23 protein-coding genes and 1 pseudogene are annotated in these 25,689 nt (G+C 70.2%); 17 read left to right on the forward strand and 7 right to left on the reverse strand.

The window, feature by feature from the left end; genetic code table 11:
• Positions 1-300: pseudogene (locus tag HMPREF0058_RS12825) on the reverse strand (FtsX-like permease family protein); the annotation flags it as partial.
• Complete coding sequence (locus HMPREF0058_RS08850; protein ID WP_006549436.1) at positions 297-1,199, reverse strand: ABC transporter ATP-binding protein; 903 nt, start codon at positions 1,197-1,199, stop codon at positions 297-299. The gene HMPREF0058_RS08850 and the pseudogene HMPREF0058_RS12825, both read right to left, overlap by 4 nt.
• A gap of 152 nt (positions 1,200-1,351) precedes the next feature.
• On the opposite strand from HMPREF0058_RS08850, the gene HMPREF0058_RS08855 reads away from it, so the two are divergent.
• Positions 1,352-2,725 (forward strand): sensor histidine kinase, encoded by a 1,374-nt coding sequence (locus HMPREF0058_RS08855; RefSeq protein ID WP_169305837.1) that lies wholly within the window; start codon positions 1,352-1,354, stop codon positions 2,723-2,725.
• Positions 2,726-2,788: 63 nt separating this feature from the next.
• Entirely contained in the window at positions 2,789-3,607 is an 819-nt protein-coding gene (locus tag HMPREF0058_RS08860) for a response regulator transcription factor (protein ID WP_006549438.1), read from the forward strand.
• Positions 3,608-3,682: 75 nt separating this feature from the next.
• On the opposite strand, the gene HMPREF0058_RS08865 is transcribed toward HMPREF0058_RS08860, so the two are convergent.
• On the reverse strand, positions 3,683-4,885 hold the full coding sequence (locus HMPREF0058_RS08865) for a hypothetical protein (protein ID WP_040319859.1): 1,203 nt from the start codon (positions 4,883-4,885) through the stop codon (positions 3,683-3,685).
• 142 nt (positions 4,886-5,027) lie between these two features.
• Between HMPREF0058_RS08865 and HMPREF0058_RS08870 the strand changes: the two genes are divergently transcribed.
• From HMPREF0058_RS08870 to brnQ, 5 genes are all read left to right on the forward strand, one after another.
• Positions 5,028-5,504 (forward strand): YbjN domain-containing protein, encoded by a 477-nt coding sequence (locus tag HMPREF0058_RS08870; protein ID WP_006549440.1) that lies wholly within the window; start codon positions 5,028-5,030, stop codon positions 5,502-5,504.
• A 1-nt stretch (position 5,505) separates the two neighbouring features.
• A complete protein-coding gene (locus HMPREF0058_RS08875; RefSeq protein WP_024036244.1) occupies positions 5,506-6,234 on the forward strand; it encodes a type III secretion system chaperone family protein in 729 nt (242 codons plus the stop codon).
• Between the two features lie 5 nt (positions 6,235-6,239).
• A complete protein-coding gene (gene miaA, locus HMPREF0058_RS08880) occupies positions 6,240-7,256 on the forward strand; it encodes a tRNA (adenosine(37)-N6)-dimethylallyltransferase MiaA (protein WP_048685383.1) in 1,017 nt (338 codons plus the stop codon).
• Between the two features lie 38 nt (positions 7,257-7,294).
• Complete coding sequence (locus tag HMPREF0058_RS08885) at positions 7,295-8,284, forward strand: diaminopimelate epimerase (protein WP_040319907.1); 990 nt, start codon at positions 7,295-7,297, stop codon at positions 8,282-8,284.
• Positions 8,285-8,360: 76 nt separating this feature from the next.
• Positions 8,361-9,767: a branched-chain amino acid transport system II carrier protein gene (gene brnQ, locus HMPREF0058_RS08890; protein WP_006549444.1), complete on the forward strand. Its 1,407-nt coding sequence runs from the start codon at positions 8,361-8,363 to the stop codon at positions 9,765-9,767.
• A 5-nt stretch (positions 9,768-9,772) separates the two neighbouring features.
• Here brnQ and HMPREF0058_RS08895 read toward each other — a convergent pair whose 3' ends face one another.
• The gene (locus HMPREF0058_RS08895) at positions 9,773-10,381 is read right to left on the reverse strand and encodes a class I SAM-dependent methyltransferase (protein WP_006549445.1); all 609 of its coding nucleotides are present in this window, start codon (positions 10,379-10,381) and stop codon (positions 9,773-9,775) included.
• Positions 10,382-10,724: 343 nt separating this feature from the next.
• On the opposite strand from HMPREF0058_RS08895, the gene hflX reads away from it, so the two are divergent.
• The 3 genes from hflX (at position 10,725) to HMPREF0058_RS08910 (ending at position 15,525) form a co-directional block, all read left to right on the forward strand.
• Positions 10,725-12,347, forward strand: a complete 1,623-nt coding sequence (gene hflX, locus HMPREF0058_RS08900) for a GTPase HflX (RefSeq protein ID WP_048685386.1) — start codon at positions 10,725-10,727, stop codon at positions 12,345-12,347.
• 12 nt (positions 12,348-12,359) lie between these two features.
• Positions 12,360-14,390: an ATP-dependent DNA helicase gene (locus tag HMPREF0058_RS08905; RefSeq protein WP_006549447.1), complete on the forward strand. Its 2,031-nt coding sequence runs from the start codon at positions 12,360-12,362 to the stop codon at positions 14,388-14,390.
• A gap of 130 nt (positions 14,391-14,520) precedes the next feature.
• A complete protein-coding gene (locus HMPREF0058_RS08910; protein WP_006549448.1) occupies positions 14,521-15,525 on the forward strand; it encodes an L-lactate dehydrogenase in 1,005 nt (334 codons plus the stop codon).
• Between the two features lie 118 nt (positions 15,526-15,643).
• Here the strand turns inward: HMPREF0058_RS08910 and lexA are convergent, their stop codons facing one another.
• Entirely contained in the window at positions 15,644-16,363 is a 720-nt protein-coding gene (gene lexA / locus HMPREF0058_RS08915) for a transcriptional repressor LexA (RefSeq protein ID WP_239668798.1), read from the reverse strand.
• 249 nt (positions 16,364-16,612) lie between these two features.
• On the opposite strand from lexA, the gene HMPREF0058_RS11885 reads away from it, so the two are divergent.
• On the forward strand, positions 16,613-17,386 hold the full coding sequence (locus tag HMPREF0058_RS11885) for a LysM peptidoglycan-binding domain-containing protein (protein ID WP_048685357.1): 774 nt from the start codon (positions 16,613-16,615) through the stop codon (positions 17,384-17,386).
• Positions 17,387-17,470: 84 nt separating this feature from the next.
• Complete coding sequence (gene nrdR / locus HMPREF0058_RS08925; RefSeq protein ID WP_024034741.1) at positions 17,471-17,926, forward strand: transcriptional regulator NrdR; 456 nt, start codon at positions 17,471-17,473, stop codon at positions 17,924-17,926.
• Between the two features lie 100 nt (positions 17,927-18,026).
• Here the strand turns inward: nrdR and HMPREF0058_RS08930 are convergent, their stop codons facing one another.
• Together HMPREF0058_RS08930 and HMPREF0058_RS08935 are read right to left on the reverse strand one after the other, a co-directional pair.
• On the reverse strand, positions 18,027-19,166 hold the full coding sequence (locus HMPREF0058_RS08930) for a glycosyltransferase family 4 protein (RefSeq protein WP_006549452.1): 1,140 nt from the start codon (positions 19,164-19,166) through the stop codon (positions 18,027-18,029).
• A gap of 113 nt (positions 19,167-19,279) precedes the next feature.
• A complete protein-coding gene (locus tag HMPREF0058_RS08935; RefSeq protein WP_006549453.1) occupies positions 19,280-20,017 on the reverse strand; it encodes an IclR family transcriptional regulator in 738 nt (245 codons plus the stop codon).
• Positions 20,018-20,099: 82 nt separating this feature from the next.
• Between HMPREF0058_RS08935 and leuC the strand changes: the two genes are divergently transcribed.
• The 5 genes from leuC to HMPREF0058_RS08960 all read left to right on the forward strand — a co-directional run bounded on the left by leuC (position 20,100) and on the right by HMPREF0058_RS08960 (position 25,647).
• Positions 20,100-21,521 (forward strand): 3-isopropylmalate dehydratase large subunit, encoded by a 1,422-nt coding sequence (gene leuC, locus HMPREF0058_RS08940; RefSeq protein ID WP_006549454.1) that lies wholly within the window; start codon positions 20,100-20,102, stop codon positions 21,519-21,521.
• Between the two features lie 26 nt (positions 21,522-21,547).
• Positions 21,548-22,201: a 3-isopropylmalate dehydratase small subunit gene (gene leuD, locus HMPREF0058_RS08945; protein ID WP_006549455.1), complete on the forward strand. Its 654-nt coding sequence runs from the start codon at positions 21,548-21,550 to the stop codon at positions 22,199-22,201.
• A gap of 235 nt (positions 22,202-22,436) precedes the next feature.
• Positions 22,437-23,759, forward strand: coding sequence for a UDP-N-acetylglucosamine 1-carboxyvinyltransferase (murA, locus tag HMPREF0058_RS08950; protein WP_006549456.1), 1,323 nt, complete (start codon positions 22,437-22,439; stop codon positions 23,757-23,759).
• 77 nt (positions 23,760-23,836) lie between these two features.
• A complete protein-coding gene (locus HMPREF0058_RS08955) occupies positions 23,837-24,625 on the forward strand; it encodes a lysophospholipid acyltransferase family protein (RefSeq protein ID WP_034237022.1) in 789 nt (262 codons plus the stop codon).
• Entirely contained in the window at positions 24,622-25,647 is a 1,026-nt protein-coding gene (locus HMPREF0058_RS08960) for an NAD(P)H-dependent glycerol-3-phosphate dehydrogenase (protein WP_006549458.1), read from the forward strand. Before HMPREF0058_RS08955 ends, HMPREF0058_RS08960 begins: the two co-directional genes overlap by 4 nt.
• Positions 25,648-25,689: the final 42 nt, after the last annotated feature.

The raw sequence follows: 25,689 nt of genomic DNA on the forward strand, positions 1-25,689 counted from the left end.
CAGCGCCCGCCACAGGCCGTGGTCTGGACTGCGCTGGCTGATGACCATGCCCGCTGACGAGCTGAGCACGGTGGACGCGGCCAGCACTACGCAGATGATGCAGAAGACGGACAGCGTCTGGGCGGCGTCGAGCATCTCGTGGCGCTGGCGCGCCTGCGCCAGGGCGCGGGCGGAGGCGGTGGCCCCGTGCATGACCTGCAGCTGGCCTGCCACGCATGCCCCGGCGACGACGGCGACCACGCACACCCAGGTCCACGAGCCCGCGTGGCGGCGCAGGTCTGAGAGCAGCAGTCGGATCATCGTGCCTCACCTCCCACCTGGCTGTCTGGCCTCTGGCTGCCCTGCCTCTGACCTGTTCTCTCCTGGCTGCGCGTGGCCAGCACGGCCTGGGAGACGGCCTGCGGATCACCGCCGGGCAGGGCGGCGACGATCCGCCCGGCGCTCATGACCAGGACGGAGTCGGCCGCCGCCGCGGCTGAGGCGTCGTGGGTGACCATGAGGACCGTGGTTCCGGCGCCGGCCAGCTCCCGGAACCACCTCAGCACCTCGGTCCCAGCAGCCACGTCCAGGGCCGCCGTCGGCTCGTCAGCGAAGACGATGTCGGGGCAGGAGGCCAGGACCCGAGCGACCGCCACGCGCTGGCGCTCACCGCCGCTCATCTCGTGGGGCAGGTGCCGGGTCTGCGCGCCCAGCCCCACGCGCTCCAGGGCCTGGGTGACCGCCCGGTGCGGTAGGGGACGGTGACGGAGCCGGCCAGGCAGGGCCACGTTGTCGCGGGCGGACAGTGAGGTGACGAGGTTGTCGTCCTGGAAGACGAAGCCGACGTGGTCGGCTCGGAATCGGGCCGCCGCGCGTGGGCGCAGCCGGCTCGTCGTCGTCCCCAGCAGGTTCACGGTGCCCGACGACGGGGCGTCCAGCCCGGCCACGCACTGCAGCAGGGTGGACTTGCCGCAGCCGGAGGCACCGACCAGGGCGGTGAAGGAACCGGCCGGCAGCGTCAGGCTCACCCCGTCCACGGCCGTGACCTTCTCCCGTCCGCGACCAGGCAGGGGGAAGATGCGGCTGAGGTCGGTGACGAGGACAGCCGGTGGCGCGTCGTGACAGGCCCAGGCTCCCTCTGCCCGCCTGGCAGGGGCGGCGGGCGCGGCGGGGGCCAGGTGCGGGTGGCTGGATGGTGGTGGGATCTGTTGCGTCCTCATGGCTCCAGCACACTCGGCCGCTGGTCCTCCGTCACTGGCCTCAGCTCCCGACCTGCCGGGGTGGAGCCAGCACCACCGAGAGCCTTGCGTCGTCGGAAACAGGGGTGCCAGCACCCGTGGCAGCGCCAGAGCCGGCACGTAACCTCGGCGCCATGATCACCTCCTCCGGCGCTACCGCGGCACCGAGCGGACAAACGCGTCTGCCGGCAGACCTTCCAGCGCGGACCGGCCACGCGGCGGCGTCCTCAGCGCCACGCCACCGAGCCTGGCGGGTGGTGGTCATGGAGCTTGTCCGGGCTGCGCTGCTGATTCCCGTCATCATCGTGCTCGTGGCTGGGCTCCCGCTCTTCTACATCACGATCCCGTTGACGGCCCAGGGGGAGAGGGCGGCGGCTCGGCTGTGCGGTCTGGATGTCTCCAGCGCCAGGCCGGTCGGCACCCCTGGCTGGCCCTGGCTGGTGCGGCGCGTGACGAGCGCCGGCTTCTGGAAGCAGGACCTGCCGATGGTCGTCATCGGCCTGGTGATGAGCCTGGGCAGCTTTGTCATCGCTGTCTCGGGCTTGTCCACGGCGGCGGTCCTGGCACTCGTGCCCTGGCACACGACGCCGGAGAACCCGACCACCATCGTCCTCGGGGTATGGGCCACGACGCAGACCGACGGGACGCGGATGGGCTGGGCCGTGGTGCTTGCGCTCGTCCTGCTGGCCCTGACCTGGTTGCTCCTGTGGGGAACGGGCGCGCTGCGGATGCTGCTGGTGCGTGCCCTGTCCGGCCAGAGCGAGGAGGAGCGGCTCAGCCGTGCCAACGCAGCCTTGAGCGCCGAGGTCGGGCACCTCGCGGCTGGCCGGGCCACGCTGGTGGACGCCTTCGACGCTGAGCGCGCCCGCATCGAGCGGGACCTGCACGACGGCGTCCAGCAGGACCTCGTGGCTGTGACAATGAGCATCGGCGCGGTGCGGATGCAGCTCCAGGCACTGGCAACCGGTGCGCAGGACGACGGCGACGGCACAGCCCGAGCCGCCCTGCTCGCCGGCCTCGACTCCGCCCAGGAGCGCGCCGAGGCTGCCATGCGCTCCCTGCGGGAGACCGTCCACGGCATCCGCCCCGCGGTGCTCACGGAGAGAGGTCTGGCCCCGGCGCTGCGTGACCTGGCCGGGCGCGCCCCTCTGCCCACTACCGTCAGCGTGCGTGGCGAGGCGGCTGCTGGCCAGACTGTCAGCTCGCCTGTTGCCACAGCCGTGTACTTCGCGGTCTCGGAGGCGCTGACCAACGCTGCCAAGCACGCAGGGCCGCAGGCTCGCGTCGTCGTCGCGCTGGAGGTCCAGGAGGACCAGCTGCGGGCTGTCGTCACCGATGACGGGGGCGGCGGTGCCTCCCCGCAGGCTCCCGGAGCCACAGGACTGGCAGGAATGGCGCAGAGGGTGGAGTCCGTCGGTGGGACGCTGGACGTGGTCTCGCCATCGGGTGGCGGCACACGGCTGACGATCACGGCCCCGCTTACCCCGCCCTGGGCCCGGGGGGAGTAGGCGGGGGGCGGGCGCTGGTGCGTCGTCGGAAGCCATGGAGGCGGCTACGGCACAATGACGCCTATGAGAATCGTGCTGGCCGACGACGTCGCTCTTCTGCGGGAAGGACTTGCGGGACTGCTGACCGCGGCGGGGCACGAGGTGGTCGCCCAGGCTGCTGACGCCGATGAGCTGCGCGCCGCGGTGGCGAGGCTAGCCAGCGCCGGAGAGCTGCCCGACGTCGTCGTCACGGACGTGCGGATGCCGCCCACTGGCACCGACGACGGCCTGCGGGCGGCGGTAGACCTGCGGGCCGCATACCCAGGCCTGCCGGTGATGGTGCTCTCCGCCTACGTCGCCGGGCCCTACCTGCGCGATCTGCTCGACGGCGCTGGCACGCAGGCCGGGGGAGTGGGGTACCTGCTCAAGGAACGGGTCGGGCGCGTGGACGACTTCGTGCGCAGCCTGGACGTGGTGACCTCCGGCGGCATCGTCGTTGACCCCGAGGTCCTGGCCACGCTCATGGCAGGCCGCGCCTCGGCGACCAAGCGGGCGACGTCGGATCCCAGGACAACCGCCCATGAGACCGTGGTTTCACGGTCGGAACCGGGGGCTGCGCGGGCTGTAACCCCCGATCCAGGACACAAGACCACGGTTCAGAGGGCGGATGAGGCTGACCGCACGGGCGAGCGAGGTCTGGAGAGGCTGACCCCGCGCGAGCAGGAGGTCCTCGCGCTCATGGCCGAGGGTCTGTCTAACGCGCAGGTCGCCGAGAGGCTCGTGCTCTCCGACGGCGCGGTGGCCAAGCACGTGGCCAATACCTTTGCCAAGCTGGACCTACCTCCCAGCGAGGACAACCGCCGGGTGCGGGCGGTGCTGGCCTGGCTGCGCTCGCGGGCCTGACCGATCAGCGTGCCTGCTCATGCTGGTCCTTGTGCCGGTGTGCCTGCGGGCCGCTCGGCGTGCTCGTGACTCGGTCTAGGCGAAGTTCCGTCCCAGCTGGGTGACCGTGAACTCGGTCGGCGAGCTCGCACGCACGATGAGCCAGATCGTGTAGCCCGACTCGTTGTCCGGAGCGGAGGGAACGGCCTCGGTCAGTCCCATCGTGTTGACCGGGCAGATGGCGTCGCCGTCGCTGACGTCGTACAAGGTCGCCTTGATCTCTCCGCCGGTGCCCTGAAGGTAGTACGAGCCGGCGCCGACCGGGCCGATGAGCGAGCAGGTGTCCACCTTGCCTCCCGGCGGGAAGTGGATGGCGCGGAACATCAACGCCGGCCTGGCTTGAGGGTCGCAGTCATCGGGTCCTACGCAGGCGTGCTTGATCTGGTCCATGACCTCGGCGCTGGCGTAGCGGGCTGCGGTGGCGTCGTCTCCGCTGGCGGCAGCGTCGTAGAAGGCCTGCACCGTGGCCTGGTCAGGCACGGCCACGTCATCTGACGGGGTGTGGAAGACCTGGCTCGTGACCTCGAAGCCGGACCCAGTCCACTGAGCCGTCTCCGTCAGCGTCGCGGATCCGCCCGAGGCGTGGTCGCCAGGGTCACTGGGAAGCTGGATCTCCGGGAGGCCGATGATGACGGACTCGCCCTCCACCCGCACCGAGCTGATGACGAGATCAGCGGTCTGGGCTGGCAGCGGTGTCCCATGGCCCCAGTGCTCCAGCCAGCCCAGCAGCTCCAGGCTCGGGCTGTAGGCAGCCAGTGAGGAGTGGGTGTAGGACCCGCCTCCGTTGCAGGCCAGGGTGACCAGCGCCGTCGCCCGGCCGGACAGGAGCGCCGGGGTGACGTCTCGGATGGTCACTGTGGCATTTGCCTGGTGGGAAGCGGTGGAGTTGTAGATCCCGGAGCTGAACTGGTGGGTGGCTTGGCCGTCGTCCGCGCTGAACTCGGTGCAGGAGGGAGGCAGCGCTAGAGCGGCCTCGGACAGCTGCTCGCGCGTAGGCGCCTGGGACAGGTCCGCCTTCTTGGTCAAGGTCGCTGGCGAGGCCTCGGTCTGGGACCGTGGGGAGGCCGTCGCTGAGCCGGTGGAGATGACGGTGACCTTGACCGGCGTGCCCATGGCGCAGGCGGCCAGGCCAGTGACGGCCAGGCAACAGGTGAGGGCGGCGGCAAGACTCCGTGAGTGGGACGGGACCCAGGAGGCAGCCGAGAGGCCAGAGCGGGAAGAACGACGGTGGGCGAGCATGACTGCTCCTGAGCGTGAAGCGGGAGGGGTGGGAGGGGGGATGCCTGTCATGGTGGTCAGTGGCGCGTCCCTGTCAGGCGCAGTGCCCTGGCGGGGACCTGCCTCACAGACCCATGGGGCACCAGTCGCTAGGGTTGTCCCCATGTCCTCCTCCACGCCCACGACCTCGCAGGTCCCTGTCCCGGCTGTTCCCTCGCCGGTTGACGTCGACCGTGTGCTGGCCTGCGTGCGGGACCTCGGCCTGCGCTACTTCGTTGACGATGAGGGGGACATCGGCATCCCCTGGCGCTACGTTACCGTCCACGTCATCTTCCAGGACGATCGCGCCATCCAGCTGCGGGGCGTGTGGCACCGCATCTCGGACACCGAGCACCTGGCCCGGCTGCGGGGGCTGGTGGAGGAGTGGAACGCCACCCGGATCGGCCCCAAGGCCTACCTGACCATTGCCGACGGCGGCATCGTCCGTCTGCACGGTGAGGTCACCTACCCGCTGGGCGCCGGGATGACGGACGCGCAGCTGGAGAGCTTCGTCTTCACCAGCTGCCGGCTGATCGTCGCCCTCATGCGCGAAGCGGAGAACCTCTTCCCTGACCCCCTGCGCGGAAACCTGGAGCCCTGAGATGCCTCGATCACCTCGCGGAGGGCTGGCAAGGATCCTGGCCCGGTTGCTGGGCCGCGGTGAGCGCCGTCCAGCACGCCGCTCCACCAGCGGTCCTCGCCCCGCCCGCACCACGCCGCCTCGCGGTCACCGGACCAGCCCGCAGTCGGCCACCCTCGCTGGCCGGTCCGAGCAGTCCGGGCGGCGTGACGACGCCGGCGCCTCCACAGCCCCGACCGTCACCGGATCGGTACGCGAGCTGCTCACCCCCCTGCGCCGCACGGCCCCGACGCATGAGGGCGCGCATGGTGCCCAGGCCTCAGGCCTGACCTCTCCTCTCACCCTGGAACGCATCGAGGCGATGCTGACCGGCCCGATGGGCTACGCCGTCGAGCGCCGCCAGGAGGAGGGACACCTCTTCCTCGTGGGCAACTGGGACGACTTCCCCTTCGTCATCGAGGAGCCGGAGGAGCACGAGGGCTGGCTGCTCGTCTCCGGGGACGCGACCCAGCCGCTGCCTCTGGGGGAGCGGGAGGAGATCGGCGCCAGCGTCAACGACTGGAACCGGGACAAGTTCTTCCCCACCGTGGCCGTGGTTGACACGCCCATGGGACCCCTGGTGCGCACGACCTACCTCGTGGACCTGACCGATGGCGTCAGCGACGCCCAGCTGCGCCTGCACCTGGAGACGGCGTTGTCAGCCTGCACCCAGGCACTGAGCCAGGTCGGCCCCCTCCTACCGGAGCTGTGAGCGAGATGGTTGCTCCTTCCTCACCGGCCCCGAGCGCACCGGCCGGCTCCGCCCCGATGCGTATCGCCGTCGTCGGCCCGACGGCGAGCGGTAAGTCTGACCTGGCGCTTGACCTTATCGAGGCCCTGGGGGAGGCAGCAGGATCCGCCCACCCGGCTGAGGTCGTGGGGGCGGACGCCTCCCAGCTCTACCGCGGGATGGACATTGGCACGGCCAAGCTGCCGCTGGAGCAGCGCCGGGGCGTGCCCCACCACCAGATCGACGTGCTGGACGTGCGCCAGGAGGCGAGTGTGGCCTCCTACCAGCGTCACGCCCGCGCGGACCTGGCAGCGATCGAGGCCCGCGGGGGGCGTGGACTCATCGTGGGAGGGTCGGGCCTCTACGTGCGGGCGCTGACTGACGCCCTGGACTTTCCCGGCACTGACCCGGCGGTGCGCGCCGGTCTGGAAGCGCGCGTGGAGCGTGAAGGGCTGGCGGCGCTGCGCGCGGAGCTGGAGGCCAGCGACCCCCTCAGCGCGGCGCGGATCCAGCCCACTGACGCCCGTCGCATTGTGCGTGCCCTGGAAGTGGCGGCCGTGACGGGACGTCCTTTCTCCGCGAGCCTGCCGCGCTACGAGGACCTGGCGCCGACTCTTCACCTGGCGCTGCGCCCCGAGCGCGAGGCGCTGCGGCGTCGGATCCGCCTGCGCACGCAGGCGATGTTCGCCTCCGGACTGCTGGAGGAGACCCAGGCGCTGCTGGACCAGGGGCTACGTGAGGGGCCAACAGCCTCGCGCGCCATCGGATACGTCCAGGCCGTTGCCGTGCTGGACGGAGAGATGAGCCTCGCCGAGGCGATCGAGTCGACCTCGCTGGCCACGCGCCAGCTGGCCTCGCGCCAGCTCAAGTGGTTCCGCCGCGACCCACGTGTGTGCTGGATCGACGTCGCTCTTGACGAGGACGGCGCCTGGGCTGCCGGCGAGCGTGAGCGTGTGGTCGAGCAGGCTCTCGCCCTGCTTCGTGAGCACGGTGACAGGCTGTGACCATGAGCCTGGGCGCTACGCCCTTTAGGCTGTGCACCATGACCGAGCAGACGCCCCTGGCAGGCCGCACCCTCATCAAGGGGCACGCCACGGAGAACGACTTTCTTCTCCTTGTGGACCCCGACTGCCAGGTGGCCCTCAGTGCTGGTGACGTCGCCGAGGTGTGTGATCGTCACGCCGGGGTCGGGGCGGACGGCTTCGTCCGTGTGGTGCGCACCTGCGCGCTGCCCGGCGTGCACCGCTTCCACGAGGCCGTGCCCGAGGCCGAGTGGTTCATGGACTACTACAACGCTGACGGCTCGCTCGCCCAGATGTGCGGCAACGCGATCCGGCTCATGGCTGAGGTCCTGGTCTGCGAGGGCCTGGTCACCCTGGACGACGGCGACTCGGTCACCATCGGCACCCGCGGCGGCGCGCGCACGCTGACCCGCGCCGGGCAGCTGTGGACGGTGGACATGGGACCGGCCCGGCTCATCCGCCCCGAGCACGCGCTGGGCGAGGTCGACGACGAGGGCTGGGACACGGCGGTGACGGTTCCCGGGCTTGAGGGGCCAAGGGCGGCACTGTCGATCGCGATGCCCAACCCGCACACCGTCGTCGCCCTGTCTGAGGAGGCCGAGCTTGACGCCGCGCTCTTCGCGGGCCTGACTGACTCCGACGCCCCCGTCTACGAGCCAGTGCCCCCGCAGGGGACCAACCTGGAGCTCGTCGTCGCGCTGGGGGAGGAGTCCGACGGCGATGCTGCAGAGTCGACCGGCCAGGATGCCGAGGCATCCGTACGTGTGGGCCGCGCCCGCATGAGGGTGCTTGAGCGCGGCGTGGGGGAGACCCGCTCCTGCGGAACGGGCTGCTGCGCCGTCGCCGTCGCCCTGCACGAGTGGGAGGGCGAGGACGCGCCCACCGACTACCTCATTGACGTTCTCGGAGGCCAGGTGGGTGTCCACGTCGGCGCTGACCCGTGGGCGCCGGACGCTACCGTCCTGCTGACAGGTCCGGCCACGATCACCGGACGCCTCACCCTGGTCTGAGACCAACCCGATATCTCCGTCATCCCCGCTGCCCGGGGCCCTGACACTGCCCGCCCACCAGATCCCGGAAAGACCCATGGCTGACCTACCTTCGAGTAACTCGGGCCGGACGTCGTCGCCCGCCATTGACGTCATCACCACCGGCCTCATGCTCTTCGCGCTGTTCTTCGGCGCGGGCAACCTCATCTTCCCGCCGGTCCTCGGGGCCTCAGCAGGAGACCACCTGTGGCAGGTCGTCCTGGGCTTCTGCCTCACCGGTGTGCTGCTGCCGCTGATCGCCGTGATCGCCGTGTCCACCTCGGGTGAGGGCATTCTGGGGCTGGCTCGCCGGGTGGGACCCACCTTCGGACTGCTCATGCCCCTGGCGGTCTACCTGTCCATCGGACCCATGTACGCCGTGCCGCGAGTTGTCACCGTCTCCTATGAGCTGGCCACCAGGCCGGTTCTGGAGCTGACGGGGATGACGCCCGGACGCTGGGCGCTGACGATTCACGCGGCAGTCTTCCTCGGGGTGTGCCTGGTCCTGGGACTGCGCCCCTCCAAGCTGGCCGACAGGATCGGACGCTGGCTGACCCCGGCGCTGCTAGCACTCATTGTGGTCCTGTGCGCCATCACGATCTCCTCCACCGTGCCCCTGGACCGCCCGGCGCAGCCGGACTACGTCGCTGAGCCGCTGGTGACTGGACTGACCCGGGGCTACCTGACCATGGACGTGCTGGCGGCCACGGTCTTCGGCATCGTCGTCATCCAGTCCCTGCGGTCCCAGGGCTTCCACTCCACCAACGCGGTCACGAAGGCCACCATCGGGGCCGGTACCCTGGCGGCAGCGCTGCTCGCGGCCGTCTACGTGGGCCTGGCGATGATCGGCGCACGGACCCAGGGCGAGGACGTGTCAGACGGTACGGCCCTGCTGCGCAACGCGGCGGACGCGGCGCTGGGGAGCACCGGCGTCATCGTGCTGGCGGGCATCGTGCTGCTGGCATGCCTGACCACGGGAGTGGGACTGCTGTCCTCCTTCGCGGCCTACGCCCACTCGGCCTGGCCCAAGGTGCCTTTCGCGAGCTGGCTGTCCGGCTCGACGGCGGTGTCCTTCGCCCTGGCGAACCTGGGCCTGACCACCGTGCTGGCGATCATCTCGCCGCTGACCCTGCTGCTTTACCCGATCGCGATCACACTTGTGGCGGTCACCCTTGTGGACGCCGCTGCGCCGGGTCACCTGCGGATGACCTACCTGCTGCCGGTAGCCACGGCCATTGTCCTGGGAGCCGTCTCAGCGGCTGCGGACATGGGATGGACCGCACCGAGTGACCTGCTGGCACGCACCGGGATATGGAATGACTCCACCGGCTGGATCCTGCCGACCCTCGTGGTCCTGCTGATCGGCGTGGGTATTGACGTGGCGACGGGGCGCTGGTCCCGGCCGGCCTCGGACCTGTCCGGGGCGGATGACGACGTCGCGCGGGTGGCGGCCGAGGGCTTCTGAGCGCGTCAGCGCCGTACGCGCAGGACCCGGAAGCCCTTGGACGAGGCCTCCTTGCTCACCGTGTAGCCCTGGTCTGCCATCCACCGGGCGAGTGAGTCCGCGCCCAGGTTCTTGCCGACGACGAGCCAGGCCTCGCCGTCCTCGGCCAGGAGCCCCAACCAGGTGCCCAGCAGCTCGTGCAGCGCCTCCTTGCCGATGCGCACCGGAGGGTTCGACCAGATGAGGTCCAGGCGCTGTCCGGTCTCGCGCAGCTCGGCGAGCAGCTCCTCGGCCTGGACCGCTCGCACCTGGTGGTGGCCGGCAGCGGCGGCGTTGCGGGCCGTGAGCTCGAGCGAGCGCTCGTTGACGTCGGCGGCCAGTACGTGCGCCTGAGGGGCGGCGTCGGCCAGTGCCAGGGTGATCGGCCCCCAGCCGCAGCCCAGGTCCAGGAAGGTCCCGGTCTCGGGCGGGTCGGGGACGTGATCGAGCAGGACCTGGGTGCCCTTGTCCAGGCGGGATCCAGAGAAGACACCGGAGGCGGTGACCACCTCGTGCTCACGACCGCGGATCGTGAAGCGGTGGCTCTGTTCCTGGGCCGGGACAGCGGGGGAGGCGGTGAAGTAATGCTCGCTCACGCCGTCCAGGCTACCCAGGGCAGGGGCGTCGGGTAAGGCCGTGGACAGTCGGTTTGGTTGTGGCGGGGATGGGGATCGACTGTTGAGGGCCTGAAGCGACGCAGGCTCCTGGCTGACCTGACGTGATCTGCATCGATCCTCACCTTCCAGGCTGGTGTCACGGGCGTGGGCCCGTTACGATGCCGCCCATGTGGATTTTCCGTATGCGCTGAGACGGCGACAGCTGACGTCGCCGTCCTGACGAGACCGCCGGTCCGTTGAGCCTCGTTCCGGACCTCCGCACGCATACGACGAAGGACTCTTCTTGACTGACCGTACTGACAACCACACCACTGACACCCACATCGCCGCCCACGCTGGTCCCGGCACCGAGGCGCCTAGCGCCGAGGACATCGTCAACCGCATCCTCTCCCGCCACGGCACCGCCCTGGCCTCCACGGCCGGCGACCACACCCGTCACGACCTGGCCGACGACGGCGCCCTGGAGCGTGAGGCACGAGCCGCCACCCGGCGCGTGGCCTCCCTGACCACCGAGCTGGAGGACGTCTCGGAGGTCGAGTACCGCCAGATCCGCCTGGAGAAGGTGGTCCTGGTGGGGCTCGAGCTGCCCGCCGCCAGGCCTGCCGCGACCACCGGGGCCGCCGCCTCGCCGTCGTCCCGGCACGGATCCGCGCTCGAGGCCGCCGATGCCCAGGACGCCGAGACCTCGCTGGCTGAGCTCGCGGCCCTGGCCGAGACCGCCGGCTCGCAGGTGCTGGACGCCCTCATCCAGAAGCGCGACCACCCAGACCCCGCCACCTACCTGGGCTCCGGAAAGGCCAAGGAGCTGGCGGAGATGGTGGCGGCCGCAGGGGCGGACACCGTGATCGTCGACGGGGACCTCGCCCCCTCGCAGCGCCGTGCCCTGGAGGACGTGGTGCGGGTCAAGGTCGTGGACCGCACTGCCCTCATCCTCGACATCTTCGCTCAGCACGCCAAGTCCCGCGAGGGCAAAGCCCAGGTGGAGCTCGCCCAGCTGGAGTACCTGCTGCCGCGTCTGCGCGGATGGGGTGAGTCCATGTCCCGCCAGGCTGGTGGACGCGTGGCCGGCGGTCAGGGCATCGGCTCGCGCGGACCCGGTGAGACCAAGATCGAGCTGGACCGCCGGCGCATCCGTGACCGCATGGCCAAGCTGCGCCGCGAGATCAAGGCCATGGCGCCCTCACGCGAGGTCAAGCGCGGCTCGCGCCGTCGTGGTCCCATCCCCTCGGTGGCGATCGCCGGCTACACCAACGCCGGGAAGTCCTCCCTCATGAACCGGCTCACTGACGCCGGCCTCATGGTCCAGGACGCCCTGTTCGCCACCCTGGACCCCACGGTGCGCAAGGCAGAGACCTCCGACGGGCGGCTGTACACGCTCACGGACACGGTCGGTTTTGTGCGCAACCTGCCGCACGAGCTCATCGAGGCCTTCCGCTCCACGCTGGAGGAGGTGGCGGGCGCGGACGTGCTCGTCCACGTCGTCGACGCCGCCCACCCCGATCCGCTCAGCCAGATCGCGGCCGTGCGCGCGGTGCTGGCGGAGATCCCCGGGGCGCTGGAGGTTCCTGAGCTCATCGTCCTCAACAAGGCGGACCTGGCCGATGCCGTCACGCTCGCAGCCCTGCGCACCCGCCTGCCCGAGGCGGTCATCGTCTCAGCGGCCACGGGCGAGGGCCTGGACGAGCTGCGCTCTCGCATCGAGGAGATGCTGCCGCGCCCCGACGTCCCGGTGGACCTGGTCATCCCGTACTCCCGCGGGGACCTGGTGGCCAAGGTGCACGCCGACGGCGAGATCGACGCCATCGAGTACGTTGAGGCCGGCACGCGCGTGCGCGGGCGAGTGGACGCGCCGTTGGCCGCCGAGCTGCGGGCAGCGGCGGTTGCTGAGCCAGAGCCGGCAGCCGGGGCGTCGGAGCCCGGCCCGGCAGGCTCGGCTGGGCGGTAGAGGACGACGGCGATGGCGTCAGCAGGTGCACCGGGCCGCTCGGGTGGCGGTAGTGACGAGCAGTCACGTGCCGAGGAGGCGCTGGCTGAGGCGGTCTCCCGCCTGGGCGGTGCCCCGCGGCAGGGCCAGGTCGAGATGGTGCGTCGCGTGGTGGAGACCATTGAGGGCGGAAGCCACCTGCTGGTCCAGGCTGGTACGGGAACGGGGAAGTCCCTGGGCTATCTGGTCCCGGCGATGGTCCACGCCGCCAGCAGCGGGGAGCGGGCCGTCGTCTCGACTGCCACCCTGGCCCTGCAGCGCCAGGTGCTCACCAAGGACGCGCCGCTGGCTGCTGACGCCGTTGAGGCCGTGACCGGTGTGCGCCCCACGGTGGCGCTGCTCAAGGGCTGGCAGAACTACCTGTGCCGCCACCGTGTGGCCGGCGGGTACCCGGATGACGACGCCGACTCCCTCTTCTCTGCCTCCGAGGCGACTCGACCTGCGCGAGTGGGTGAGGCGGCGAGCGCCAGCCTGGGGGAGCAGGTGGTGCGCTTGCGCGAGTGGGCCACCCGCACGAGTACCGGGGACCGTGACGACCTGGTCCCCGGGGTCTCAGACCGGGCCTGGGCACAGGTCTCGGTGGCCAAGGCCGAGTGCCTGGGATCGTCCTGCCCGCTCAAGGACGAGTGCTTCCCCGAGCTGGCGCGAGCGGTAGCCGGTGAGGCGGACGTCGTCGTCACCAACCACGCGATGCTGGGTATCGCCGTGGCCGGCAACCCCGGCGTCCTGCCGGAGCACCACGTGCTTGTTGTTGACGAGGCCCATGAGCTGGCCGACCGTGTGCGCAGCCAGGGCACCGTGAGCCTGTCCGCCGGGGCTGTGGCGCGTGTGGCCCAGGCAGCGCGCAAGCACGCCAGCGTCATCGCCACCGGCCTGGAGGAGGCCGGCCAGGGCCTGCAGCTCGTGCTTGCGGAGCTGCCGGACGGTCGCCTGAGCGAGGGCGTGCCTCCGGCTCTGCGCACGGCGCTGGTGAACCTGGACGCCGCAGCACGCCAGGTGCTCACAGACGTACGTGAGGCGGCCAAGGCCGCGGGTGGCGGCACGGCAGGCGAGGGCGCCGGGGGAGTGGCCCTGGCGCGGGCCGCCGTGGCGGACCTCGTGGAGGCAGTGGAGCGCATGACCTCGGACTCGGTGGCCCAGCGCCGTGACGTCGCCTGGATTGAGCGGCCACGGATGGGAGCTGAGCCTGCGCGCCTGACCCTGGCACCGATTGACGTGGCGGGATCCGTGGCGGACACGCTGCTGGCTGACCACGCTGCGGTGCTCACCTCAGCCACCCTGGCCCTGGGCGGGAGCTTTGACCCCATGGCGCACGCGTTGGGGCTGACGCTGGCTGCCTCGCCCTGGGAGGGGATCGACGTCGGCACGCCCTTTGACTATGCCCGTCAGGGCATCCTCTACACCCCCACCCACCTGCCCAAGCCCGGCTTCGGGATCTCCCAGGAGGCCCTGGAGGAGGTGGTTGCCCTCACCCAGGCCTCGGGCGGCGGGATGCTGGGGCTCTTCTCCTCCCGGCGAGCGGCCGAGGAGGCGGCGCAGCTGCTGCGCGAGCGGACGGACCTGACCGTCTACGCCCAGGGGGAGGACCAGCTGCCGACCCTGGTGGAGGCCTTTGCTGCCGATGAGGACGCGTGCCTGGTGGGCACCCTGAGCCTGTGGCAGGGCGTGGACGTGCCCGGACGCACCTGCCGCTTGGTCATCATCGACCGGATCCCCTTCCCGCGGCCGGATGACCCGGTGGCCCAGGCTCGCAGCGAGGCGGTGGCCGCCGCCGGGGGCAACGGCTTCATGAGCGTGTCCGCCACCCACGCAGCCCTCCTGCTGGCTCAGGGGGCCGGCAGGCTCGTGCGGCGGGCGGACGACCGCGGCGTCGTCGCCGTCCTGGACCCCAGGCTGCGCACGGCACGCTACGGCTCGTTCTTGGCTCGTTCAATGCCGGCGCTGTGGCCCACGCGTGAGCGTGATGTGGTGCTGGGAGCGCTGACCCGTCTCGCGGCAGGCTGACGGCCGCAGGCGTGAGGTGCGTCCTGCGTGAGGTATGGCGCACGAGTGTCATAGGAGGTGGCTCACCGCGTACCCTTGCCATGGAGGGGCTGCGGCTGTCCCTCGTTACTCATGATCCGGAGGTATCCCCGTGTCCGAGTCCATCATCCCCAACACCGCCCAGGGTTCCTACCCCACCGCGCCTGGGGGACGCCCCTCCAAGGTCGCGATCATCGGTGCGGGTGCGGTCGGTTCGACCCTCGCCTACGCCTGCGTGACCAAGGGTGTGGCCCGTGAGGTCGTCCTGCAGGACATCGTCAAGGAGAAGGTCGAGGCCGAGGCGCTCGACATCGCCCAGGGCATCCAGTTCACCTCCGCCGGTGCCGTCTCCGGCTCTGACGACCCTGAGATCTGCCGCGATGCTGACGTCATCGCGATCACCGCCGGCGCCAAGCAGAAGCCGGGACAGTCCCGCCTGGAGCTGGCCGGGGCGACCGTGGGCATCATGGAGAAGATCCTGCCCAAGCTGGTGGAGGTTGCCCCCAACGCCATCTTCGTGCTCGTGGCCAACCCGGTGGACGTGGTGACCTACTGCGCCAAGAAGATCACCGGACTGCCCGAGAACCAGATCTTCGGCTCGGGCACGGTGCTGGACACCGCCCGCATGCGTTACCTGGTCTCCCTGGAGACGGGCACGGCGACCCAGAACATTCACGGCTACATCGCCGGTGAGCACGGAGACTCCGAGGTCCCGCTGTGGTCCTCCACCCAGATCGGTGGAGTGCCGATCACCCAGTGGGGCAAGACGGTCGACGGCGGCTATTTCGACCAGGACAAGCGTGACCGTATCGCTCACGACGTCGTGCGTTCCGCCTACCGCATCATCGAGGGCAAGGGCGCGACCAACTACGCCGTGGGCCTGGCGGTCCAGCGCATTATCTCCGCCGTCCTCAACGACGAGCAGCGTGTGCTCACCATCTCCCCGCTGCTGGACAACTGGCACGGGATCTCGGACGTGTGCATGGCGGTGCCGACCATCGTCGGCCGTGACGGTGCCGGGCGCCGCCTGGAGCCGCCGTTGACCCTGGACGAGCGCGACCGCCTGACGGCCTCGGCCGAGCGCCTGCGCGACGTCGCTCGCGGCCTGGGCTACTAAAGGGCACGTTCGCTGCCGCAACCGGCAAGACCGACGACGCAGCCGCACCTTCCGTGTCAAGGTGCGGCTGCGTCATTCGTTGTGGCCGCGGCTCAGGCGGCGGGCTTGGCAGGCTGGGCTAGAGCGCGCGCAGGACGGTGACGACCTTGCCCATAATCGTGGCCTCGTCGCCGGGGATCGGAGCGTAGTCAGGGTTGCGGGGTAGCAGCCACTGATGGCCGTCTCGGCGTGAGAGCACCTTGACGGTGGCCGAGGCGCCGTCGACGTCCTCGAGCATGGCTGCCACGATGTCTCCGTTGGAGGCATCCGGCTGGGAGCGGACGACCACCCAGTCGCCGTCGCAGATCGCGGCCTCGATCATCGAGTCGCCGTGGACCTCAAGCATGAACAGCTTGCCGTCTCCGGTCAGGCGCCGGGGCAGGGCCATGACGTCGTCGACCTCCTGCTCGGCCAGGATCGGCGAGCCGGCGGCGATGCGCCCGACCAGGGGGACGGCCACCGCCTCGCCCTCGGCCACGCCTGGTAGGACGGGCAGCTGCGGCTGCGGCTCGGCAGTGGAGGGCGGCGTGGTCTCGGGCTCAATGACCTCCAGGGCGCGCGGCAGGCGGGGATCGCGGCGGATCAGGCCGATGCGCTCGAGCTTGTCGAGCTGGTGCTTGACGGAGGAGGGGCTCGTCAGCCCGACCTGGGAGCCGATCTCGCGCATCGAGGGCGGGTAGCCGTGGGAGAGGACGGCCTGTCTCACGGCCTCGTAGACCTCGCGTGCCCGTTCATCCAGGCCCTCCAGGACCTCAGCCACGCTCTGGGGCTCAGTCACGGAAGGAGCGGAGGAGCTCATGCCCTCCTCGGAGGGGGAGAGGGAGCGTTGTGTCATCGCCGTGTCCTTCGTGTCAGCCGCGCTAGCCGAGCAGCGCTGCTGCTCGTGCACGAATTTGTGTCGGTGGTCGGTGGTGGTCTTGACGTGTCAAGCCTACGGGTCACACGCCGAACCTTCAAACATGTGTTCGAAGAAACTCTGGACGTGTAGCCCTGATGGCGCTACTGTATCGAACAGGTGTTCGTCGAACACATGTTTCAGGAGGAACTCATGAGCGCTCTTGCCGTCCCGCCCTCGCCCCGTCTGCGTGCTGCGTCAGCCGCCTCGGCTGAGGCGGCTGTGGCCCAGCGCCTGGAAGGTGTGCGCGCAGGCCGCCCTCACCTGCGGCTGGTGACTCCTGACTTTGTTCCTGAGCAGGCCTCGACCTCGCGAGGGGCGAAGCCGGTTGGGCCGGCGCCGGTCAAGATCGGCCAGCGTGCCACCAAGCGCGCGGAGGCTGTGGCCGGGTCTCAGACCTCCTCCTCGGTCGCGGTGACGCGTGAGCGTCCGGCTGCTCTGGCGGCGGCTAGCCTGCAGGAGCTGGCGCCGCGCCACCCTGCGGTGCGGGCCCAGCGTCGCCGCGGTGAAGCGGGATCTGTGTCGGTGGCGCAGGAGGGCGTGCAGCGCGGTCAGGTGCGCCTGGGCAGCGTGGCTCGGCCGGCGAGGGTCCACGCGGAGCACGCGCGGGTCGGTCTCGCCCAGGCGTCTACGGTGCAGGAGTCGAGGCAGGCCGTGCCTGCGGCGCTGCGTCGTCTGGTGGTACTGGCGTGCGCCGCTGTCCTTGGAGCCCTGCTGGTCGCAGGAGGCATCGTCCTGTCCGGCTTGATCTCCGAGCCGGTTGCTGGCGGGACCACGACGGTGCAGCAGGGCGAGTCGTTGTGGGACATCGCCTCGGCAACGGGAGCCCAGGACGTCTCTGCGGCGGTCTCGCAGATCGTGGAGCTCAACAACCTGGAGAGCACGACTCTTCAGCCGGGGCAGACCCTCATCCTGCCGGCGAGCTGAGCCTCCAGGCGCGGCAGGCTTGCGACTGCGGGCGTGGGGCCCTACGCTCCGAGCACACGAATTGCGAGGACTCGGAGGCTACGCGTGCACTGCCCATTCTGCAGATATGACGGTTCGCGCGTTGTCGACTCCCGGACGACTGATGACGGGCTCGCGATCCGTCGTCGTCGCGAGTGCCCCCAGTGTGGGCGGCGCTTCACCACCACTGAGACGGCGAGCCTGTCGGTGCGCAAGCGATCGGGGGCGGTGGAGCCCTTCTCGCGCGACAAGGTCGTGGTGGGTGTACGCCGTGCCTGCCAGGGACGTCCGGTGTCCGATGATGATCTCGCGCTACTGGCTCACCAGGTTGAGGAGGCGATCCGGGCCTCCGGGCAGGCGCTCATCGACTCTCATGACGTCGGCCGGGCGATTCTGCGGCCGCTGCGAGAGCTCGATGAGATCGCCTACCTACGCTTTGCCTCGGTCTACTCCGGATTCAACACCCTGGATGACTTTGAGAAGGCGATCGCCGAGCTGCGCGAGGCCCACCACAAGGACTGACTGACGCAAGGCACCTGGCGCCTGGAGGTCTGCCACCAGGCTCGGCCGCAGGTGGCACAGATGGCAGGTGGCCTGGTAGGGCTGCCTTGATGGCGCCGGACTATCTGGCGTCGACCGTGGCGATAAGGCTGTCGACCAGGGCAGGCCAGGTCCAGCGTTCCTCCATGAGCTCGCGCCCGGCGCGGCCCATGCGCTCACGCAGCTGAGGGTCCTGCAGCTGGCGTACGAGGGCGGCGGTCAGGGCGTCCTCGTCCCTGCCATCGACGACGTTGCCGGTCACGCCCTCCTCGACGGTCTCTGGGGCACCGCCGCTCGTGCCTGCGATGACGGGCAGGCCGGCAGAAGAGGCTTCCAGGAAGACGATGCCCAGGCCCTCGACGTCGAGCCCACCACCTCGGGTACGGCAGGGCATGGCAAAGACGTCGCCCATGGCTACGTGCCAGGGCAGTTCCTCGTAGGGGACCTTGCCGGTGAGGATGATGGACTCGCGAGCAGGCGAGTCGCGTTTGAGGTCGGCCAGACGCTTGGCGTAGGAGCCCCATCCCACGATGACCAGGCGGGCCCCCGGGACCTGCTCTGCGACGCGAGGCCAGACCTTGATGAGGCTGTCCTGTCCCTTGCGGGCGACCAGGCGTGAGACGCAGACGACGGTCGGGGCCTCGCCGAGGCGGTAACGGTCGCGCAGCAGGGCTCGGGCGGCGGGGTTGGGATGGAAGCGGTGGGTGTCAATGCCGCTGGGAAGTCGCAGGAGCTGCTGGTCAGCCGGCATGAAGGGGCGCAGGCGGCCCAGGGTGTAGTCAGAGATGTAGGTGATGACGTCAGCGTCACGGAAGATCTTGCGCAGCGCCTGGCGAGCGCCTGGGATCATGGACCACCCGACCTCGTGACCGTGAGTCGTGGCGATGACCCGTGTAGCGCCGGCGCGGTGGGCCGCCGCTCCCAGCAGGCCCAGAGGGGCCGCCGCCCCGAACCAGACGGTTTCGATGCCGCGCTGCGTGATCGCCTGCTCCATGCGGCGGCGCACATCCGGGGTGGGCAGCAGCATATGGGTGGGGACTCGCAGGACCTCGTAGGGCAAGGTGGCGTCGTAGGCGCGGGCTGCCTCCTCTCCCTCCGGCGGGGTTGAGGCCAGGACGGTGAGGTCCTCCGCCGGTAGGCGGTGGCAGTAGTCGTCCAGGTAGGACTGGATCCCGCCCACGACGGGCGGGAAGTCATTCGTGACCAGGAGCGTGCGGCGCATGGGGGCCAGTGTAGGTGGCGGGCGCAGCGGATCCTGTGGTGGCGGGCGCAGCGGGTCAAGGCGAGAGGCTGCGGGCGCTGACCTGTGCCTGCAACCCCTGCAGCCGTGCAGCCTCAGCCCTCGTCGGCGCTGCGCAGCACCTCGGACAGGCGCCGGGCGGCGGCCATCACCACCGGGCCGTGGACGCGTCCGGGCTGGCGGCCCATCCGCTCGATGGGGCCGGAGATGGAGATCGCCGCGATCACCTTGCCGCTGGCCCCGCGTACCGGCGCGGAGACCGAGGCGACCCCGGGCTCGCGCTCGCCCACGGACTGGGCCCAGCCCCGGCGTCGGACCGCCGAGAGCATGGTGGCGTTGAAGCGGGCCCCGGCCAGCCCGCGGTGCAGGCGGTCCGGCTCCTCCCATGCCAGGAGGATCTGTGCTCCGGATCCGCCGAGCATAGACATGGTGGCACCCACAGGGATGGAGTCACGCAGGCCGATCGGACGCTCGGCGTTGGCCACACAGATGCGCACGTCGCCCTGGCGGCGGTAGAGCTGGGCGGACTCGTGCGTCTTGTCCCGCAGTGCCGCGAGCACGGGTCCGGCGGCAGCGAGCAGGTGGTCCTCACCAGCGGCTGAGGCGAGCTCGCTCAGCCTCGGGCCCAGGATGAAGCGCCCCTGTGAGTCGCGCGAGACCAGGCGGTGGTACTCCAGGGCCACCGCGATGCGGTGAGCCGTCGGTCGGGCCAGGTGTGTGGAGGTCACGAGCTGCGCCAGGGTGGCCGGGCCGGCCTCCAACGCACTCATCACCAGCGCCGCCTTGTCAATGACGCCGACGCCGCTGCTGCTCTCCTCAATCGATGCGTCCATAATCTGATACTGCCATCCCAAGGGGTGAGATTTCAAGTTAAGGTTTCATGCAGTCAGAAACCTCGTGAAAGGAAGTGTCGCGATGGGAAAGACCCTCGCTGAGAAGGTGTGGCAGGACCACGTCGTGTCCCAGGGAGCCGACGGCGCCCCGGACCTGCTGTATATCGACCTTCACCTGGTCCACGAGGTCACCAGCCCACAGGCCTTTGAGGGACTGCGCCTGGCCGGCCGTCAGGTACGCCGTCCTGATCTCACGCTGGCCACCGAGGACCACAACACCCCCACCCTGGACATCGACCTGCCGATCGCGGACCTGACCAGCCGTACCCAGATCGAGACCCTACGCCGCAACTGTGCGGAGTTCGGGGTACGCCTGCACTCCCTGGGGGATGCTGACCAGGGCATCGTCCACGCCGTCGGCCCACAGCTGGGCCTGACCCAGCCTGGCATGACGGTGGTGTGCGGCGACTCCCACACGTCCACCCACGGCGCTTTCGGGGCGCTGGCCTTTGGCATCGGCACCAGCCAGGTCGAGCACGTCCTGGCCACCCAGACCCTGCAGATGAAGCCGTTCCAGACGATGAGCGTGCGCATCGACGGCGAGCTGCCCGCCGGATCCGGGGCCAAGGACATCATCCTGGCCATCATCGCCAAGATCGGCACCAACGGTGCCCAGGGCCACGTCATCGAGTACCGCGGCAGCGCCATCGAGAAGCTCTCGATGGAGGCACGCATGACGATCTGCAACATGAGTATTGAGGCCGGGGCGCGCGCCGGCATGATCGCGCCGGACCAGACCACCTTCGACTACCTCCAGGGCCGCCCCCACGCGCCGCAGGGGGAGGACTGGGACGCCGCCGTGGCCTGCTGGAGCTCCCTGCGCACCGATGAGGACGCCGTCTTCGACACCGAGGTCGTGCTTGAGGCCGAGGACATCGAGCCCTTTGTCACCTGGGGCACGAACCCCGGCCAGGGCCTGCCGATCTCGGCCACGGTCCCCGACCCCGAGCAGATCGCCGACGAAACCGAGCGCCGCGCGGCTGAGCGGGCCCTGGAGTACATGGACCTGCGTCCGGGCACGCCGCTGCGTGAGATCCACGTGGACACGGTGTTCCTGGGATCGTGCACCAACGGCCGCATCGAGGACCTGCGGGCCGCTGCCGAGGTGGTGCGTGGACGCACCAAGGCCCCAGGAGTGCGCATGCTCGTGGTTCCTGCCTCCGCCCGTATCCGCCTGCAGGCTGAGGAGGAGGGCCTGGACCAGGTCTTCAAGGACTTCGGCGCAGAGTGGCGCAACGCCGGCTGCTCGATGTGCCTGGCTATGAACCCGGACAAGCTGGCCCCCGGCGAGCGCTCGGCCTCGACCTCCAACCGCAACTTCGAGGGACGCCAGGGCAAGGGCGGCCGCACCCACCTGGTCTCGCCCGTGGTCGCCGCGGCCACCGCGGTGCGCGGCACGCTGTCCACGCCTGCGGACCTTCCTGCCCTGACCACCGCGGCCTGACCGCCCCGAGACCCAAGGAGACACTCATGGAGAAGTTCATCCGCCACACCGGTATCGGGGCACCGCTGCGTCGCAGCGCCGTCGACACCGACCAGATCATCCCCGCCGTGTACCTCAAGCGCGTCACCCGCACCGGCTTCGAGGACGCCCTGTTCGCCTCCTGGCGGGCGAACGAGTCCGACTTCATCCTCAACCAGGAGGCCTACAAGCGTGCCAGCGTGCTCGTGGCCGGCCCGGACTTCGGCACCGGCTCCTCGCGCGAGCACGCCGTGTGGGCGCTGAAGGACTATGGCTTCAAGGTGGTGCTCGCCCCGCGCTTCGCGGACATCTTCCGTGGCAACGCTGGCAAGCAGGGTCTGGTGGCTGGCGTCATCTCCCAGGAGGACGCCGAGCAGCTGTGGAAGATCCTGGAGACCGAGCCCGGCACCGAGGTGAGCGTGGACCTGGAGCAGCGCACGGTGGCCGCAGGTGGTTTCCGTACCACCTTCCAGATCGACGACTACGTGCGCTGGACCCTGATGGAGGGCCTGGACGACATCTCGCTGACCCTCCAGCACGAGGACGAGATCGCCGCCTACGAGGCCGCGCGTCCCTCCTTCAAGCCGCGCACGCTGCCGGCGCGCCACCTGCCTGAGGCACAGGTCGTTCCGGCGCGCGCCGCGGACATGCCGCAGGCCTGAGCCGCAGTGGGCGCACCCAGCCCACCTGCAGGCCCTCCCGGACCACACGACGACGGCGGTACCGCCCCCTCCGGAAGGCGGCACCGCCGTCGTCGCTCACGCAAGAATTGCGCGCTGAGCGACGCCGTCGCGCACCTCACGTCGCGCGCGGCCTGCGTGCCACTATCCTGGGGCGACCGTGCCCGGCCGCACCCCCACGCGCCTCGGGCCCCGCTTGAGGTGACGGAGGTTGACGATGGTCGACGGACTGCTGCAGGTCCACGGTGGCCGCCCACTGCGCGGCGAGATCACGGTGCGCGGCGCAAAGAACCTCGTACCCAAGGCCATGGTGGCGGCGCTGCTGGGGCGTACCCCTTCGGTGCTGCGCAACGTGCCCCTCATCCGTGACGTGGACGTGGTCTCCGGGCTGCTGAGCCTGCACGGGGTCTCCATCGACTATGACCAGACCGAGGGGATCCTGTCCCTGGACTCCTCCAGCGTCGAGAGCGCCCATATGGCGGACATCGACGCCCACGCCGGGTCCTCGCGCATTCCGATCCTCTTCTGCGGCCCGCTTCTGCACCGACTGGGGGAGGCCTTCATCCCGGACCTGGGCGGGTGCCGCATCGGAGACCGCCCCATCGACTACCACCTGAACATCCTGCGCAGCTTCGGCGCGGTGGTAGACAAGCAGGCGATGGGTATCCGGCTCACGGCCCCGCACGGGCTGCACGGCACAGTGATCGACCTGCCCTACCCCTCGGTAGGTGCCACCGAGCAGACCCTGCTCACCGCGGTGCGCGCCGAGGGACTGACGGAGCTACGCGGGGCCGCGATCGAGCCCGAGATCATGGACCTGGTGGACGTGCTACAGAAGATGGGCGCCATCATCTCCGTGGACACCGATCGCACCATCCACATCGAGGGCGTGGACGAGCTGGTGGGCTACACCCACACCGCCCTGCCCGATCGCATTGAGGCCGCCTCCTGGGCTTCGGCGGCCCTGGCGACCCACGGCGACGTGTTCGTACGCGGCGCTCACCAGTCGGACATGACCACCTTCTTGAACGTCTACCGCAAGGTTGGCGGCGCCTTTGACGTGCGTGACGACGGCATCCGCTTCTGGCACCCGGGTGGTGACCTGAAGTCGCTGGTGGTGGAGACCAACGTTCATCCTGGCTTCATGACCGACTGGCAGCAGCCGCTGGTGGTGGCCCTGACTCAGGCGGACGGTCTGTCCATCGTGCACGAGACGGTGTACGAGAACCGCTTCGGCTTCACCTCGGCGCTGCGCAAGATGGGCGCCACGATCCAGGTCTACCGCGAGTGCCTGGGGGGCTCGGCCTGCCGCTTCGGGCAGCGCAACTTCTACCACTCCGCCGTGATCTCCGGTCCCACGCCCCTGCACGGGGCGGATATTGAGGTGCCTGACCTGCGCGGCGGTTTCTCCCACCTCATTGCCGCCCTGGCGGCCGAGGGCACGAGCCGGGTCGAGGGCATCAACCTCATCGACCGTGGCTACGAGCACTTCATGAGCAAGCTCGCCGCGCTGGAGGCGGACGTCACCCGTCTGGCCTGAGCGAACGGCGGCGCCTGCGCACCCTGAGTGGTGCCTCCCAGTAGAGTCGCGGTGTGGCTTCGACTCAGCACCGCACCATAACGCCCTTCTACCGCTTCGCCGCGCGAGGGGTGATCATCCCCTTCCTCAAGGCCGTCTCGCGCCAGCAGGTGACGGGGCTGGAGAACATCCCGCGCTCGGGCGGGTTCGTGGCGGTGGCCAACCACTTGTCCGAGCTGGACTCGCTGACGGCCATGCGCGCGCTGGTGGATGCTGACGTCCCGGTCTACTCCCTGGCGAAGTCCAGCCTGTTCGAGATCCCGGTGCTGGGTCACGTCTTCAAGGCCGGTGGCCAGATCCCGGTCTACCGCGGCACGGACAAGGCGGGCAACGCTCTGGTGGAGGCCGAGCGGCGCCTGCGTGCCGGGGACGCCATCATGGTTTTCCCTGAGGGTACGCTCTCGCGCGACCCCCTTCAGTGGCCGATGACCGGCAAGACGGGTGCGGCCCGCTTGGCGATGGCCACCGGTGTCCCCGTCCTGCCCATGGGACAGTGGGGTCCGCAGGACATCCTTGACTCCTTCGAGGGCGGAGGCTTCCACCCCTTCCCACGCAAGGACGTGCGCGTGAGCATCGGTGAGCCCTTCACCCTGGAGGCCTTTGGCTCCGACACCACGGACCGCGACGCCGTGCGTGAGGCGACGGCTGAGATCATGCGCCGCATCACCGCGATCGTGGAGGATCTGCGCGGGCTCAAAGCCCCACGCCCCTATGACCTCCACTATGACGGCAACCCGGGCAAGAACAAGCACGGCCGGGACAAGCGCGGCACGCGTCGCCCCGATCCACTGCCCGGGCAGGAGGGCGACGGCGAGGCTCAGGCATGAGCGGCTTCTCGCGTGCCGCCGTGATCGGCTCAGGCGCCTGGGGAACCACCTTCGCCTGCCTGCTGGCCAGTGCCGGCACCCCGACGACGATCTGGGCGCGTCGGGCTGAGCTGGCCGATGAGATCAACGCGGGTACCAATGCCCGCTATCTTCCCGGTACGCCGCTACCGGCCGGGATCAGCGCCACCACGGACCTGGGGGAGGCCGTGGACGGCGCGGGGATCGTCGTCGTCGCGGTGCCCTCGCAGGTCTCGCGCCAGGTGCTCGCGCCCTTGGCCGGCGCTCTCGCGCCCGGAGCCGTGGCCGTGTCACTGATGAAGGGCATTGAGCTGGGGACCGGGCTGCGCATGAGCCAGGTCCTCGGCCAGGCGCTGGAGCTGGAGGAGGGGCGTATCGCCGTCGTCTCCGGGCCGAACCTGGCCGATGAGATCGCGGCAGGCCAGCCCACGGCCACGGTGGTGGCCGCACGTGATCCGCAGGTGGCGACGGCGGTGGCGGGCGCCTGCGCGACCGCGACCTTCCGGCCCTACACCAACACCGACGTGCTCGGTGTGGAGCTGTGTGGGGCGGTCAAGAACGTCATCGCCCTGGCCGTGGGAATCGCGGCCGGACGGGGTATGGGGGACAACTCCAAGGCCACGATCATCACCCGGGGACTGGTGGAGATCACACGGCTCGGGCTCGCGCTGGGTGCGGCGCCGGAGACCTTCGCGGGGCTGGCGGGCATGGGAGACCTCGTGGCCACCTGCTCCTCTCCGCTGTCACGCAACCAGACCTTCGGGCGCCGGCTGGGGGAGGGCATGAGCGTGGCCGAGGCCTCGGCTGCCTCACGTGGCGTGGCTGAGGGGGCCAAGTCGGCTCGCGCTGTGCTGGACCTGGCTGAGGCGCACGGCGTCGAGATGCCGATCACCGCCGGCGTGGTGGCCGTGGTGGAGGGGTCCGCGACGGTTCCCGAGGTCACTGACGCCTTGCTCGCTCGCCCGCGCAAGGCTGAGGGCGTCCACGCCACGCCGCAGGCCTGAGCATCTCTCGCCCGTCTACCGCCGCAGGCCTGGTCCTGCGCC

This window comes from Actinomyces urogenitalis DSM 15434 (assembly GCF_000159035.1).
Lineage (GTDB): Bacteria > Actinomycetota > Actinomycetes > Actinomycetales > Actinomycetaceae > Actinomyces > Actinomyces urogenitalis.